13 protein-coding genes and 1 tRNA gene are annotated in these 14,297 nt (G+C 64.7%); 7 read left to right on the top strand and 7 right to left on the bottom strand.

Annotation, left to right across the window (positions count from 1 at the left end; all coding sequences use genetic code 11):
• The first annotated feature begins 61 nt into the window (after positions 1-61).
• Positions 62-247, top strand: coding sequence for a DUF1918 domain-containing protein (locus GC088_RS02490; RefSeq protein ID WP_323960329.1), 186 nt, complete (start codon positions 62-64; stop codon positions 245-247).
• A gap of 134 nt (positions 248-381) precedes the next feature.
• Here the strand turns inward: GC088_RS02490 and sucD are convergent, their stop codons facing one another.
• The 4 genes from sucD to pcrA form a co-directional block, all read right to left on the bottom strand.
• Positions 382-1,284, bottom strand: coding sequence for a succinate--CoA ligase subunit alpha (gene sucD / locus GC088_RS02485; RefSeq protein WP_323960328.1), 903 nt, complete (start codon positions 1,282-1,284; stop codon positions 382-384).
• 32 nt (positions 1,285-1,316) lie between these two features.
• A complete protein-coding gene (gene sucC, locus GC088_RS02480) occupies positions 1,317-2,486 on the bottom strand; it encodes an ADP-forming succinate--CoA ligase subunit beta (RefSeq protein WP_323960327.1) in 1,170 nt (389 codons plus the stop codon).
• Positions 2,487-2,622: 136 nt separating this feature from the next.
• Positions 2,623-3,327 carry a hypothetical protein gene (locus tag GC088_RS02475; RefSeq protein ID WP_323960326.1) on the bottom strand — a complete coding sequence of 235 codons (705 nt, stop codon included), beginning with the start codon at positions 3,325-3,327 and terminating at the stop codon, positions 2,623-2,625.
• A 7-nt stretch (positions 3,328-3,334) separates the two neighbouring features.
• The gene (pcrA, locus tag GC088_RS02470) at positions 3,335-5,782 is read right to left on the bottom strand and encodes a DNA helicase PcrA (RefSeq protein WP_323960325.1); all 2,448 of its coding nucleotides are present in this window, start codon (positions 5,780-5,782) and stop codon (positions 3,335-3,337) included.
• Between the two features lie 764 nt (positions 5,783-6,546).
• On the opposite strand from pcrA, the gene GC088_RS02465 reads away from it, so the two are divergent.
• The 6 genes from GC088_RS02465 (at position 6,547) to GC088_RS02440 (ending at position 10,286) form a co-directional block, all read left to right on the top strand.
• Positions 6,547-6,619 (top strand) — tRNA-Arg (locus tag GC088_RS02465).
• A gap of 400 nt (positions 6,620-7,019) precedes the next feature.
• Positions 7,020-7,520, top strand: a complete 501-nt coding sequence (locus tag GC088_RS02460; protein WP_323960324.1) for a hypothetical protein — start codon at positions 7,020-7,022, stop codon at positions 7,518-7,520.
• The gene (locus GC088_RS02455) at positions 7,517-8,971 is read left to right on the top strand and encodes a WXG100 family type VII secretion target (RefSeq protein WP_323960323.1); all 1,455 of its coding nucleotides are present in this window, start codon (positions 7,517-7,519) and stop codon (positions 8,969-8,971) included. The genes GC088_RS02460 and GC088_RS02455 overlap by 4 nt, the downstream gene beginning before the upstream one ends.
• Before the next feature lie 14 nt (positions 8,972-8,985).
• The gene (locus tag GC088_RS02450) at positions 8,986-9,351 is read left to right on the top strand and encodes a hypothetical protein (protein WP_323960322.1); all 366 of its coding nucleotides are present in this window, start codon (positions 8,986-8,988) and stop codon (positions 9,349-9,351) included.
• Between the two features lie 88 nt (positions 9,352-9,439).
• The gene (locus tag GC088_RS02445) at positions 9,440-9,580 is read left to right on the top strand and encodes a hypothetical protein (protein WP_323960321.1); all 141 of its coding nucleotides are present in this window, start codon (positions 9,440-9,442) and stop codon (positions 9,578-9,580) included.
• Positions 9,581-9,644: 64 nt separating this feature from the next.
• Positions 9,645-10,286, top strand: a complete 642-nt coding sequence (locus GC088_RS02440; protein WP_323960320.1) for a membrane protein YczE — start codon at positions 9,645-9,647, stop codon at positions 10,284-10,286.
• Between the two features lie 50 nt (positions 10,287-10,336).
• Here GC088_RS02440 and GC088_RS02435 read toward each other — a convergent pair whose 3' ends face one another.
• The 3 genes from GC088_RS02435 to fdhD are packed head-to-tail and all read right to left on the bottom strand — an operon-like array spanning position 10,337 to position 14,285.
• Positions 10,337-12,259, bottom strand: a complete 1,923-nt coding sequence (locus GC088_RS02435) for an ABC transporter ATP-binding protein (RefSeq protein WP_323960319.1) — start codon at positions 12,257-12,259, stop codon at positions 10,337-10,339.
• 29 nt (positions 12,260-12,288) lie between these two features.
• Positions 12,289-13,380 (bottom strand): LLM class flavin-dependent oxidoreductase, encoded by a 1,092-nt coding sequence (locus GC088_RS02430; protein WP_323960318.1) that lies wholly within the window; start codon positions 13,378-13,380, stop codon positions 12,289-12,291.
• Positions 13,381-13,409: 29 nt separating this feature from the next.
• Entirely contained in the window at positions 13,410-14,285 is an 876-nt protein-coding gene (gene fdhD, locus GC088_RS02425) for a formate dehydrogenase accessory sulfurtransferase FdhD (RefSeq protein ID WP_323960317.1), read from the bottom strand.
• Positions 14,286-14,297: the final 12 nt, after the last annotated feature.

Genomic DNA, 14,297 nt, shown 5'->3' with positions numbered 1-14,297 from the left:
CAGACAGGGTCGCTCCTTAAGCGGATACTGATGTTGTCGGCACGTTTGAGGAGGGTGGCAAATGAAGGCATCAGTCGGCGACCACATCCTCGTCCATGGCGCACACGTGGATGACGCAGAGCGCGAGGGCGAGGTACTGGAAATTCGTGGCGAGGGCGGCGCGCCGCCCTATCTTGTCCGCTGGTCCAATGGCTCCCAGGGACTGGTCTTTCCCGGGCCGGGCGCCGAGATCCGCTCAGCTCCCTGACGCCGCAGCGCGGGCCCCTGCGGGGGCCCGCGGCAGGCACAAGAGGTACCTGCACAGAAGACGACGACGGCGGCCGTCACCTTCGCTGGGGAAGGTGACGGCCGCCGTCGTACCGGTATAAGAAGGGGTAACCCTTAGAGCGCTTCGTAGACCTCGCGCAGCAGGCGGGCGGTCTCGGACGGGGTCTTCCCGACCTTGACGCCGGCGGCCTCGAGGGCTTCCTTCTTGGCCTGCGCGGTGCCGGCCGAACCGGACACGATTGCCCCGGCGTGGCCCATGGTCTTGCCTTCGGGAGCAGTGAAGCCCGCAACGTAGCCGACAACCGGCTTGGTCACGTTTGCCTTGATGAACTCGGCTGCGCGCTCCTCGGCGTCGCCGCCGATTTCGCCGATCATGACAATCGCCTTGGTCTCCGGATCCGCTTCGAACGCCTCGAGGGCATCGATGTGGGTGGTGCCGATGATCGGGTCACCGCCGATGCCGATGGCGGTGGAGAAGCCAAGGTCACGCAGTTCGTACATCATCTGGTAGGTCAGGGTGCCGGACTTGGAGACCAGGCCCACGCCACCCTTGCCGGTGATGTTCGCCGGGGTGATGCCCACCAGTGCCTCGTCCGGGGTGATGATGCCGGGGCAGTTCGGGCCGATAAGGCGCGTGATCTGCTTGCCGTTCTCGTCCACGCGGGACTTCGCCAGCGCCCAGAACTCTGCCGAGTCCTGTACCGGGACGCCCTCGGTGATGATCACTACAAGGCCGATGCCGGCGTCGATTGCCTCGACGACCGCGTCCTTGGTGAATGCCGGGGGCACGAAGACGATTGATACGTCGGCGCCGGTCTCGGCGATGGCTTCCTTGACGGTTCCGAAGACGGGCAGCGTCACGTCACCGTGGGTGACGGTGGTGCCGGCCTTGCGTGCATTGACGCCGCCGACAACCTGCGTGCCGGCCTTGAGCATCAGCGCGGTGTGCTTGGTGCCCTCGCCGCCGGTGATGCCCTGGACGATCACCTTGGAGTCTTTGTTCAGAAAGATAGACATGTGAAGTTCCTTATTCCTGGTCGCGACGGAGGTCAGCGAGCGGCGTTAGCCAGCTCGGCGGCCTTGTCAGCGCCTTCGTCCATGGTGTCGGCGAGGGTGACCATCGGGTGGTTTGCCTCGGCGAGGATGCGGCGGCCCTCTTCGACGTTGTTGCCGTCAAGGCGCACAACGAGGGGCTTGTTCTCCTTGTCGCCAAGGATTTCGAGGGCCTTGACGATGCCGTTGGCCACTGCGTCACAGGCGGTGATGCCACCGAAGACGTTAACGAAGACGCTCTTGACCTGAGCGTCGTTGAGGATGACGTCCAGGCCGGCCGCCATCACCTCGGCGGATGCTCCGCCACCGATGTCGAGGAAGTTGGCGGGCTTCACGTCGCCGTGCTTCTCGCCGGCGTAGGCAACGACGTCGAGCGTGGACATGACGAGGCCCGCACCGTTTCCGATGATGCCTACTTCGCCGTCCAGCTTGACGTAGTTGAGGTCGTTTTCCTTGGCCTTGGCCTCGAGGGGATCGGTTTCATCCTTGTCCTCAAGCTCGGCGTGGCCCTTCTGGCGGAACTCAGCGTTCTCGTCGAGGGTGACCTTGCCGTCCAGCGCGAGGATGTCGCCGGCACCGGTCTTGACCAGCGGGTTGACCTCAACGAGGGTGGCGTCTTCCTTCTTGAATACGTCCCAGAGCTTCAGGATGGTGTTTGCCACACCTTCGCGCAGCTCAGGGGCAAAGCCTGCGGCTTCGATGATCTCGTCAGCCTTGGCGCGGTCGATTCCGACGGCGGGATCCACTGCGATCCGGGCGAGTGCTTCGGGCCGCTCAACAGCGAGCTGCTCGATTTCCATGCCGCCCTCGACGGAGCACATGGCCAGGTAATTGCGGTTCGCCCGGTCGAGCAGCACCGAGAAGTAGTACTCCTCAGCGATATCCGCGCCCTGGGCAATCATCACCTTGTGGACTGTGTGGCCCTTGATATCCATGCCGAGAATCGCGGACGCGTGCTCGTAAGCCTCATCCGGAGTCTTGGCTACCTTCACGCCGCCGGCCTTGCCGCGGCCGCCAACCTTGACCTGCGCCTTTACGACGACGACACCGCCGATTTTCTCGGCTGCTGCTTTTGCTTCTTCCGGGGTCTGCGCCACGATACCGGCCAGCACGGGAACGCCGTGAGCCTCGAACAGATCGCGCGCCTGATATTCAAACAGGTCCACTTATCTAGTGTCCTTCTACGTCGAAGTAGGTTTACACAGGGAACTCTAGCCCCTTGGCTCGGAACGCCTTTTCCAGATTAGCGGTTTCGTGAGTAAGCACACAGTTCTATGAGTTGTAGAAAAGTAACCGTTTCCGCTAGCGTTCCTGCGCGCCCTCGGGAGTCAGGTTTTCGAACGCATCGGCGGAGACAAGAAACCCGGCTCCGGACTGCTCCTCCAAGCAGATGACGCCCTCGTTTCCGCGGCCGCACCGGAAGCCGTTCAGCTCTACCGCTGTCCCCTCCTCCAACACCGGCAGGCGGCTGAGCGGGCTCCCGTCACTGCCTGAGCCCGGCGCCAGTTGGGCCTCCATCAGTGTCATGCCGATCCTGCAGCTGCCGTATGAGGCACCTCCGGCGGTGAGCAGCACTGTCCCACCCCTGAAACCGAGCCCGGTGCCATGGCAATCGTCGGTGACTTCGACCGGCTCCGGGTACCTCACAAGCTCGCAGTAGACGGCGGGAACCTCCAGCAGCGTGTCATCACGGGTGCCACCCGAAAGCAACTGGTCCACCGGAGAGGAAATAATGCCTCCCTGCTCGGTGGTGAGAACGCAATAGGTGTTCCGGTCTTCAGTTAGGAACGCGAGCACGTCCTCGCCGAAGCTCTGCATTGTGTTTTCTGGCGCGGCCGCCATGGCCGCCAGTTCCTCCTGCGGAGACAGCTCCGGCTGGGGAGGAGGAACCGGATTGGTCACAGGAACCTGGACACACCCACTCAGGACTCCTGTTGCCAGGACAGCCAGGCCGGCGACGACGGCGCGCGGCCACGTTCCTGCCCCCTCCCCCATGGTTCTGTGCATGCGACCGCTAGCTCACCTTGGTCAACGGCGCATAGCGCAGGAGCAGCCGTTTCTCACCGATGTCGAAGCGCACCTTGGCGACGGTTTTGTCTCCGCCGCCCTCCACCGCGAGCACGGTGCCGTTGCCGAAGGTGGTGTGGTTCACCTTGTCTCCTGCAGAGACCGCGATGACTTCCTTCTGGGGCTGCACTCTGCCTGCAGCAGCCTTCCCGGGCAGGCCACGTCCGGACTCATTGCCCTCGGCTGCGCCAGCGCCCCAGTATGAGCCGCTGAACCGTGGGCCGCTGATACTCTGCCCGCCGCCCCACGCGGGGCGCGCGGTGCCTTCCCGCTTCCAGGAGATCAGCTCCTCCGGCACTTCGGCCACAAACTGGCTGGCCGGATTGTACTGGCTCTGGCCCCAAAGACTTCGAACCTCGGACCGCGTGATGTACAGGCGTTTCCTCGCACGAGTCAGTCCCACGTAGGCCAACCGCCGCTCCTCAGCCAACTCCGCGGGGTCCGTTGCCGACCGCTGATGCGGGAAAATGCCCTGCTCCATACCGGTCAGGAAGACCACCGGAAACTCGAGCCCCTTGGCGGTGTGCAGTGTCATCAGGGTGACGACTCCCTGCCTGCGGGCCTCCGCAACGGCCTTCTCGACGTCCTCGCCCGCGCCCGCCGGCGCGTCCGGGATCTGGTCGGCATCGGCAACAAGGGAAACCTGCTCCAGGAAGTCACTCAGGGTTCCCTCCGGGTTTTCCATCTCGAACTCGCGGACCACAGCGACCAGTTCGGCGAGGTTCTCCACGCGCGACTCGTCCTGCGGATCGCTGCTGGTGCGCAGCTGGGCAAGATAACCGGTCTGCTCAAGCACCGCCTCAAGGGCTGCCGAGGCTCCGGATCCCGCAGCGACTTCCGCCAGGTCGTCGATCAACTTCACGAATGAGGTGACCGCGTTGACCGACCGGGTAGCCATGCCCGGCGCCTCATCGGCGCGGCGAAGGGCTTCCATGAAGCTCACGCGGTCCCGCTCGGCGAGCGCTGCGATAGCGTACTCGGCGCGGTCCCCAATTCCGCGCTTGGGTTCGTTGAGGATCCTGCGGAGGTTGACGACGTCGTCCTGGTTCACCAGCACCCGAAGGTAGGCGAGGGCGTCCTTAATCTCCTTGCGCTCGTAGAAGCGGGTGCCTCCGACCACCTTGTAGGGCAGTCCGACGCGCATGAGGATTTCCTCAATCGAGCGGGACTGGGCGTTGGTCCGGTAGAAGATGGCGACGTCGCCCGGCCGCAGGTTCTCCTCGTCCTGGAGCCGGTCGATCTCGTCCGCGATGAACCGGGCTTCCTCGTGCTCGTTCTCCCCGACGTAGCCGATGATTTTCTCGCCGTCGCCCTCTGCAGTCCACAGCCGCTTCTCAGGGCGGTTGGGGTTGCGCGAAATGACGGCGTTGGCCGCGTTGAGGATGTTCTGGGTTGAGCGGTAGTTCTGCTCAAGGAGGATGGTCCGTGCATTCGGGTAGTCCTTCTCGAACTCGACGATGTTGCGGACATCGGCCCCGCGGAAGGCGTAGATGGACTGGTCGGAGTCGCCCACGACGGTCAGCTCTGCCGGTTCCTCAACTGTTTCGCCCTGAACCCCAACGATCTCCCGTACCAGCGCGTACTGGGCGTGGTTGGTGTCCTGGTATTCGTCCACGAGCACGTGCCGGAAGCGCCGGCGATAGTAGTCGGCAACGCCGGGGAAGGCCCGGAACATGAAGACCGTCTGCGCAATGAGATCGTCGAAGTCCATGGCGTTGGCCTGGCGCAGGCGCTGCGCGTAGCCCTTGTAGACCTCGGCGACGGCCTGCTCGAACGGGTCCGAGTAATTAGCGGTTGACGCGTAGGTCTCTTCGTCGATCAACTCATTCTTCAGCGCCGAAATCTTGTGCTGGATGGCCTTGGGCGCAAAGCGCTTCGGGTCCAGGTCCAGCCCCTTGGCGACCAGGGTGATGAGGCGCAGCGTGTCGGCGGCATCGTAGATCGAGAAGTTGGAATTCAGTCCGATGGACGCAGCTTCCCTGCGCAGGATCCGCACGCACGAGGAGTGGAAAGTGGAAATCCACATGCGCTTGGCCACGCCGCCGACAAGCCCCTCGATGCGCTCACGCATCTCGGCTGCGGCCTTGTTGGTGAAGGTGATCGCCAGGATCTGGCCGGCGTGCGACCGTCCCGTTGCCATCAGGTAGGCAATGCGGTGGCTGAGCACCCGTGTCTTGCCGGAGCCGGCACCGGCGACGATGAGCAGCGGTGACCCGCTGTGCTTTACGGCCTCCTCCTGCTGCGGGTTCAGCCCCCGCAACAACTCCTGGGCGCGCGCTTCGTCGACATGGCCACCGTTGCCGGAGTGCTCACCCGTTTCCGGCAGGGACGACGGCGGCGCGCTGCGCCTGCCTGCCGCAGGTGTGTTGAGGTGGGGGTCGAAAAGCAAATCCATGGTGCCTTTAAGTTTAGGCGCTGGCACGGACAGAACCTGTCCGTGGGTGCCCGTGCCGGTGATGAGGCCCGCTGAGGTCCCTACGGCGAGCGCCGTCTAGCATTGAAGCATGGGCAAAACGAAGGCGCAGATCGCCCGAAAGCACGGACCGGCTGCGGCCGGAATCACACCGACCGCCGACAACCCGGGCGCCACCCGGGAAGCCGCACCACGGCATAATGGCAATCTCATCCTCATCCCCGCGATGGCGGCGGCGCTGTTCCTGTTCGCTTACTTCCATCTGCTGACGTTGTCGCAGATGACCCAGCTGTCCGGCGGCCTGCCAATGCCGGACTCGCTGATCGGAGGCTACGACGCCCCTTACATCAAGAACCTGGCTGCAGCGATGGACTCCGATGCCCTCGGCCAGCTGAGCTACCTGCATAAGACTGCCGGCATGCTCTTCCCGCTGATCTTCGGGCTGGCGTGGCTCCTGCTGGTTCAGTTGAATGTGTCCCGCCGCTGGCTGCGCTGGGTTCTCTGGCTTCCGGTCCTGCTGTTCGTGGTCGTCGATCTGTGGGAGAACGTGGCCATCGACGCCATGCTTGCCGCGCCCGACGCCGGTTCGGTTGCCCTCGCGTCGGTCCTGACCGTGGGACGCTGGGTGCTCTTCGCGGTGTCCTGCGTCGCAGGACTTCTCGCGGTCCTTCTCCCGGCAGGATTCGGGCAGGCATGCGGTCCGATGAAGCGGGGGCGCGGGCTTAACGCTAGACTTCTACGGTCCCGCCCTCGTAGCTCAGGGGATAGAGCACGGCTCTCCTAAAGCCGGTGTCGTTGGTTCGAATCCAATCGAGGGCACTCAGGAACAGGCACGTAACTCACACGTCGTCGTTCCACATGGGTACACCTGCCCATATCGCTCCCGGTGAAGCTCAGCTAGCTTTGCAGCATGGGGAAAATTTCTGCAGTTCCGGCGCCGTCGCGCGCCATCAGGGTCTCGCCAACGGCATGGGCGCTTGCGCTCGATGCCGCCGCCCGCCAATCCGGGCCGCTAACCGCCAGTCCACCTAACTATTCACCGTCATCAACTGCTCGGATTTTGGAGAATCTGGACTCGGCTGAACGCGCCGGAGCGTGGGCCGAACTACAGAATCTCGGTGTGGCTGAGCGTGACCGCCTCGTGCCAGCGTGGAGCGAGGCGCTACAAACGGCTGTCAGGCCCGTAACTTTGCTTCGACTGTCAGCCGCTTATCTCGGAATGGGTTGCAACAGCGACTTCAGCATCGCCGGCGGGCAGGGTATCGCCGTACTGCGCCGAAGCACCATAGAACCCGACGGCGACGGCGGCTTCCGCACCATCTCCCATGAGCCTGCGCTGGAAATCGCCCTTTTCGATGTGGCGCACATCTGGGGCGCCATCGCGCCTGTCCTGCCGCCGCTGGACGAACTGCGGCAGGACGCGGCGAACCATAGCGGAACGGCGGAGGCCGGCATTGTGAGGATCCCCCTCACTCCTGCCGAGGCGGCAGCGGTGCCGGAGGAAGCAATCCTCGCCGCGTCGATGACCACTCGATCCGGAGAGAGCCGCCAGGTGTGGGCCGGCCGTTGGTCCGTCAGCAGGGGCACGCTGTATTCGGTCCGAACAGCCGACGGCGCCGCCATCCTGACCCCGCAGAACCCGGGACACGTGGCTCGGGAGATCACCTTTGCTCTCGCCGGCGCCTACGAATTCGCGGCCGGCGGATCCCTGAGCGCATGAGCCAGATCCTCGGCATGGACCCTGGCCAGGTCCGGCAACTGGCCCAATCACTGCAATCCACCGCTGACCGCCTCGACCTCCTGGCCATGGAGGTGAGCGGGCGGATTTCCGTTCTCCCCTGGCGCGGCGGGGACGCTGACGCGTTCCGCTCCGACTGGTCCGCACGGCAACGCCCCGCGTTGGCCACTATTGCGGATTGCCTGCGGCAGGCAGCGGTCAATGCAGCGGAGAATGCTGACGCCCAGGACCTGACCAGTTCCGCCGACTCGCTGGGCTCCGGCGCGGCGGGCGGAGCCGGTAGCACAGGAGTACCGCATCAGAGCGCCGAAGGGAACGACGGCGGCTGGCTGACAGATGGCTGGGATTGGGCCGCGGGCGGGGTCGACTGGGTTACGGAGGCCACAGACGACGCGGCGGATTGGTTCGCGGACCGGTACGAGCTGGGCTACGGCAACATCCTCGCTTCCTATCGGGAGGCCTACACCGCGATGGACCGGCTTGAGACGCTGGCCGATGGTCCTCCGCCTACGCTTATGGAACTCGCCGCGAGCAGGATCCTGGTTGCCGGTGAGCTCATCGACGCAGGACTCACAACCGTCTCGTTGGGGCGGTGGGCGCCGTCGTTCCTCGACGATGGGACCGCTTGGGCCGGTGAGCCGATCCCGGTGAGCGTGTCCCAGGTCGGAACAGATCCTGCCGCAAACGGACATTCTGACAGCTTGCTACCAGTCGACCTTCGCTCAATCGCCCTGAACACGTCCGTCGCGTACTCCGATGGTGACGTCGGCTCTACGCCGGACGGGAGCGTGAGGGTCACGCGTGTGGAAAGTCCGGCCGGGCCCTCCTACATCGTCAGCATTCCGGGGACCCAGGAGTGGAGCCCGTTCACCTCCGGAATGCCGGCCGACTTGACCGGCAACTTCGTTACCGCTTCCGGCCAGATGTCCACCGCGTCGGAAGCCGTGGCCTTGGCCATGGCGCAGGTTGGAATTGAGCCCGGCGCGCCGGTTATGCTGTCCGGCCACTCCCAGGGCGGAATGATCGCTGCCGCCCTCGCTGCCGATCCTGCGTTCATGGCTCAATACAACGTCACCAACGTCATGGCCTACGGATCGCCCATTGACACCACAGCGGTTCCGCCGGGAGTGGACGTCATCTCGTTCGCTCACCAGAACGACGTCGTACCGCAACTTGATTTCGGCGGGCAGCGGATCGACGGCACGGCCACCACGCCTATGGGTGTGCAGGTAACCCTGCCCGACCCACCTGCTGCTCGCGACTTGCTGGGCAAACACGATCACAACGCCTACGCTGTCTCGATTGCTGACGCAGAGGGGGACCCTGCAGGGGCAGCCGCCCAGTATGCGCGGAATGCCTCCACTCAGCGCTTCCTTTCCGGGGATCCCCGGCAGGTAGAGTCCTTTGTGGTCCCGATCGAGAGGCGTCCGTGAGAATCCTACGGCGTATGTGCGCTGTCCTACTGCTCAGTGTCGTGCTCGTCGGCTGCTTCCCGTCTAATCCGGAAGAGAAATACTGGGAGGCTATCGCTGCGGTCGACGGCGTTGAGGACGTGGGCGTCGAATGGAACAGGAATGGGGTGGGTGACAGCACCCGCATCACAGTCTCGACATCGACGAATGACCAAGCCGAGCTACGGGATATCCTCGACCGGAGCCTCCGTGCCTTCATCGAGACCACAGAGCAAGGAGAGGAGACCACCCTCAGCTACCGCGTTCTGTCGCAGGACCAGACCATCGCTCTCGACCCGGCAGACCTCGGCGTAGTGCTGTATACGCTGACCGACATCCGCCGCTACTACGGCTTGGAGTAGCGGATGCAAACAAGGATTCTTCGCATCGGTCAGCTACTACTTGTCTGCCTACTCCTCGTCGGCTGCTTCCCGTCCAACCCCGAGGCGAATGTACCGGGAGGCTATCGCGGCATTCGACGGTGTCGAGACCGTGAGCGTTGAATGGCACAGGAATGGTGTGGGCGACAGCACTACGCCGAGTGACCTCGGCGTAGTGCTGCGAACACTGGGTGAGATCCGCCGCTACTAGGGCCTGGAATAGCGCTCCCGAACACGAGTTTGCCGCGATGCCGATCAGGCAGTTCACTTGGAGGATGTCCCTGCTCCTGACGCGCCGCATCACACAACTCTTCGTCGGTGTCTTCCTCTACGGCATCTCGATCGCCATGATGGTCCGAGCCGGGCTGGGCGTATCGCCATGGGATGTCCTGGGGCAGGGCGTGTCGCTGCAAACCGGCATTCCATTCGGTATCACTACCGCGCTGATCGGTCTGGTAGTGCTGCTTCTCTGGATCCCCATCCGACAGAAACCGGGCGTCGGCACGGTCTGCAACGCACTGCTCGTTGGTCCGAGCGCGGAAGTGGGGCTGGCGGTCATCCCGGAGCAGGACGTGCTGTGGCTTCAGATACTGCTCTTCACCGGCGGCCTCCTGCTTCTCGCCGTCGCCACTGGTCTGTATATCGGCGCCCGCATGGGTCCGGGCCCCCGCGACGGGCTGATGACAGGCCTCAGCCGGCAACGGGGCTGGCCCATCTGGGTGGTGCGCACCTCAATCGAAGTGACGGTCCTGGCGATCGGCTGGATCCTCGGCGGCACCGTAGGCGTAGGGACCGTGGCGTTCGCGTTGCTGATCGGTCCCCTGGTGAACTACACGCTGCCGGTGCTGCGCGTCCCTGAAGCTCCCAAGGAACCCCACCTCGACGGCGACGCAGAGCCGGCTGGCACCGCGAACTGACCGAACACATCAGCGCCTCCCCACGCGCCCGCTGGCACAAAACCACGCGCCTACTCAGCGCCCGATCCGGACGCACTCAGCGCCTCGGCCGACTCGTCCGGAGCTACCGCCTTCTGCACCGCGAACTGGGTCCGGTGCAACTCGGCGTACCGGCCGCCCCGTTCCAGCAGTTCCGCGTGCGTGCCCCGTTCTGCGATCCGCCCCTCCTCGATCACCAGGATCTGGTCGGCGCTGCGGATCGTGGAGAGACGGTGGGCGATGACCAGCGCTGTTCGTCCCTCGAGCGCCTCCGTCAGCGCAGCCTGAACCGCAGCCTCCGACGTCGAGTCAAGCGCCGCCGTCGCCTCATCGAGGATCACCACGCGGGGTTGGGCCAGCAGGAGCCGCGCGATGGTCATGCGCTGCCGCTCCCCGCCCGAGAGCCGGTACCCACGCTCACCCACCATGGTGTCCAGCTGGTCCGGCAGCGACCGTACCAGCGGCTCCAACCTGGCGCGGCGCAGGGCATCCCACACCTCGTCATCCGAGGCACCCGGCCGCGCGAGGCGCAGGTTGGAGGCGATCGTTTCATGGAAGAGATGGCCGTCCTGGGTGACCATGCCCAACGTGTGGCGCAGCGACTCGAAGGTGACGTCGCGAATGTCCACTCCCCCGATACGGACCGCACCGGAGTCGACGTCGTACAGCCGGGCCAGCAACTGCGCGATGGTGGACTTGCCCGCGCCGGAGGTTCCCACCAGCGCCACAGTTTCACCGGGTTCAATCCGGAAGCTGATGCCGTGCAGCACTTCCTCCCCGCCGCGGGTATCCAGCGTTGCCACTTCCTCGAGCGATGCGAGGGAAACCCGGTCCGCGGACGGGTAACCGAACCGGACGTCGTCGAACTCCACCCCGACGGGGCCCGCAGGGATGGCAACGGCGTCGGGCTTTTGCTTGATCAGCGGATCCAGGTCCAGAACCTCGAAGACGCGCTCGAAGCTCACCAGTGCGCTCATGATCTCCACCCTGGCGTTGGCCAGTGAGGTGAGGGGCGCGTAGAGCCGGGTCAGCAGCAGGGCGAGCGTTACCACCTCGCCCGTCTCCAACGCTCCCCCAAGTGCGAGGGCGCCGCCGAGTCCGTACACCAGCGCCAGTGCGAGCGCGGACACCAGCATCAGGGCAGAGAAGAAAACGTACTGCAGCATTGCGGTGCGTACACCGATGTTCCGAACACGTGCTGCACGGGACCGGAACTCTTCGGACTCCTCGTCCGGTCGGCCGAACAGCTTCACCAGGGTGGCACCGGGAGCCGAGAACCTCTCGGTCATCTGGGTGCTCATGGTTGAGTTGTAGTCGGCTGCTTCGCGCCGCAGCGCCGCCAGCCGGCTGCCCATGCGCCGTGCCGGCAGCAGGAAGATCGGCAGCATGATGATCGCCAGGACAGTAACGAGCACAGACGTGCTGAGCATGACGATCAGCGTCAGGATCAGCGCCACCAGGTTGCTCACCACACCGGACAGCGTGCCGCTGAAGGCCTGCTGGGCACCGATGACGTCGTTGTTGAGACGGCTGACCAACGCTCCGGTGCGAGTGCGGGTGAAGAAGGCGATCGGCATCTTCTGCACGTGGTCAAAGACCGCGGTGCGCAGATCCAGGATCACGCCCTCGCCGATGCGGGCGGAGTACCAGCGGGTCAGCAGACCGACGCCGGTATCCGCCACCGCGACGAGCGCAATGATCACCGCCAGCCACACAACCGTCTGTGCAGACTCACCGGCGATGATTGCGTCTACAACCCGACCAGCCAGCACAGGGGTGGCAACCGCAAGGAACGCCGAGCCCACCGAGAGCGCGATGAAGAGCACCAGCTTGAAGCGGTACGGTACGGCGAATGAGAGGATGCGCTTCAGCGTCTCCCTCGAGAACTTGTTGTTTCCGCTTTTGGCCGAAGAGATCCGGTACAGGGAACTCCAGGCCGCGCCTTCCATGCTCATGGATCGCCTCCCGCTTGTGGAATTCAAGCTTAAGACCCGCCACGGACGCTTTGGGCGTCCGCGCCGGTATGGTGCTCCTCGATTGAGTCCCCGTCGCGGGAAGCGCCGAGTGCCTCAGTAACAAGGGGCAGCACCTCGGTGCCGAGCAATTCGATCGACTCAAGCACCTGGGCCTGCGGGACGGAAGAGAAATCAAGCTGCAGGATGTGGCGGTCGTGCCCCATCGCGGCGTGCGTGAGGACGATCTTCTCGGCCACTTCCTCGGGCGTACCCACATACAGTGCGCCTGACCGCGCCGCCTGCATGTTGTAGCTGACTCCGCTTGGCATGGGGAAGCCACGTTCCGCGGAGATTCGCTTCATGGTGTCCATCCAGTACGGACGGAAAGTTTCCTTGGCGTCATTGCGCAGGACCAGCCCCACGCCGCTGACCCCGACGCGGGGTGAGAGACCGGACGCGCCGTTGAACTCGCTGCGGTACAGCGCCGCGTGCTGGGCAAAGTTGTTGACTGCGCCGCCCAGCAGCGCATAGATCACCGGCCTGCCCAGTCGGGCGGCGCGGACTGACGACGACGGCGTTCCACCTGTCGCGATCCAGATGTCCAGATTGCCCTTGGATGGCCTGGGAAGAATGAGCGCGTCGTCCAGCGGCGGCCGGAACCGTCCGGACCAAGTAATCCGTTCTTCGGCGTCGAGTCGCAGCAGGAGGTCGATCTTCTCCTCGTACAGCTCGTCGTAGTCCTCGAGGGCAGCCCCGAACAGCGGATAGGACTCGATGAAGGACCCGCGTCCGGCGGTAAGTTCAGATCGTCCGCCGGAGAGAAGGTCAAGGGTGGCGAACTGCTGGTACACGCGCACCGGGTCCTCCGTGCTGAGGACGGTTACCGCCGATCCCACGTGGATCGACCGCGTCTGGGCCGCTGCAGCCGCAAGCACGGGCACCACCGACGAGACCGCATAGTCCGGCCGATGGTGCTCCCCGACCCCGAAGTAGTGCAGGCCCACCTCATCGGCCAGGCGCGCACGCTCCAGCAGGTCCGCCATCCGCTGTTCGGGTGACACCCGCTCGCCGGTGACGGGGTTGGGGTGGATGTCGCCGAAGCTGAAGATGCCCAATTCCATACTGTTGTGCAACCGGCACCGTAGTACCCCTATTCCGGGATCGTCCGGCCCGGCACTCCTGGCTTTGTCTGGGCGGTTCCCGCGTCGATCCGATGGGAATGGGTGTAGCAGTTGAGGCTCTGTCCGCGGCTGAAACCTACGAGCGTGATGCCCGCTTCCTCTGCCAGGTCGGCAGCCAACGACGACGGCGCACTCACGGCCGCGAGTACCGGAATCCCGGCGAGGTGTGCCTTCTGCACCAGTTCGAAGGAGGCACGCCCGGAAACCTGGAGGATCATTCCGCGCAGCGGAAGCAGGCCGGAGCGCAGCGCCCAGCCGACCACCTTGTCCACGGCATTGTGTCGACCAACGTCTTCGCGCAGGCAGAGCAGTTCACCGTTCCGGGAGAACAGGCCGGCGGCGTGCACGCCTCCCGTGCGGTCAAAGAGCTTCTGGCTGCTTCGCAGCCGCTCCGGCAGGGAGGCGAGGATCGAGAGATCCACCGTGCCGCCGTCGTCGTGCACGTTGAAGCGGGCAGACTTCCGAACCGCGTCGATGGAAGCCGTTCCACAGATTCCGCAGGAACTGGAGGTGTAGACATGCCGCTCAAGGGAGGCATCAGGCAGGGGAACGTCCGGCCGGAGCTGCGCCTCGACGACGTTGAAGGTCTGGCGGCCCTCCTCGTCGACGCCCGCGCAGTAGCGGAGGCTCACGATCTCACCAGGCTGGCTCACGACACCCTCGGAGACCAGGAAGCCTGCGACCAGGTCAAAGTCCTCGCCCGGGGTGCGCATGGTTACCGAGAATGAGGAGCCACCCAAACGGATCTCTAGCGGTTCCTCACCGGCCAGCCTGTCTTCCCGACGGCTGACCGGGCCGTCCAACCGATACCGCGTTATCCTCCGCCGGTCCATCACTCGCGTCATTGAACTGCCTCC

This window comes from Arthrobacter sp. JZ12, assembly GCF_035189165.1.
Lineage (GTDB): Bacteria > Actinomycetota > Actinomycetes > Actinomycetales > Micrococcaceae > Arthrobacter_D.
Note: the sequence above shows the minus strand (reverse complement) of the source record. Positions and strands in the feature narration are given on the sequence as shown.

Excerpts from the sequence above, each read along its gene's own strand:
- GC088_RS02490 (WP_323960329.1), top strand. The coding sequence starts at position 62 with ATGAAGGCATCAGTCGGCGACCACATCCTCGTCCATGGCGCACACGTG.
- sucD (WP_323960328.1), bottom strand. The coding sequence starts at position 1,284 with ATGTCTATCTTTCTGAACAAAGACTCCAAGGTGATCGTCCAGGGCATC.
- GC088_RS02475 (WP_323960326.1), bottom strand. The coding sequence starts at position 3,327 with ATGCACAGAACCATGGGGGAGGGGGCAGGAACGTGGCCGCGCGCCGTC.
- pcrA (WP_323960325.1), bottom strand. The coding sequence starts at position 5,782 with ATGGATTTGCTTTTCGACCCCCACCTCAACACACCTGCGGCAGGCAGG.
- GC088_RS02460 (WP_323960324.1), top strand. The coding sequence starts at position 7,020 with ATGGGTTGCAACAGCGACTTCAGCATCGCCGGCGGGCAGGGTATCGCC.
- GC088_RS02455 (WP_323960323.1), top strand. The coding sequence starts at position 7,517 with ATGAGCCAGATCCTCGGCATGGACCCTGGCCAGGTCCGGCAACTGGCC.
- GC088_RS02450 (WP_323960322.1), top strand. The coding sequence starts at position 8,986 with ATGTGCGCTGTCCTACTGCTCAGTGTCGTGCTCGTCGGCTGCTTCCCG.
- GC088_RS02445 (WP_323960321.1), top strand. The coding sequence starts at position 9,440 with ATGTACCGGGAGGCTATCGCGGCATTCGACGGTGTCGAGACCGTGAGC.
- GC088_RS02440 (WP_323960320.1), top strand. The coding sequence starts at position 9,645 with ATGTCCCTGCTCCTGACGCGCCGCATCACACAACTCTTCGTCGGTGTC.
- GC088_RS02435 (WP_323960319.1), bottom strand. The coding sequence starts at position 12,259 with ATGAGCATGGAAGGCGCGGCCTGGAGTTCCCTGTACCGGATCTCTTCG.
- GC088_RS02430 (WP_323960318.1), bottom strand. The coding sequence starts at position 13,380 with ATGGAATTGGGCATCTTCAGCTTCGGCGACATCCACCCCAACCCCGTC.
- fdhD (WP_323960317.1), bottom strand. The coding sequence starts at position 14,285 with ATGACGCGAGTGATGGACCGGCGGAGGATAACGCGGTATCGGTTGGAC.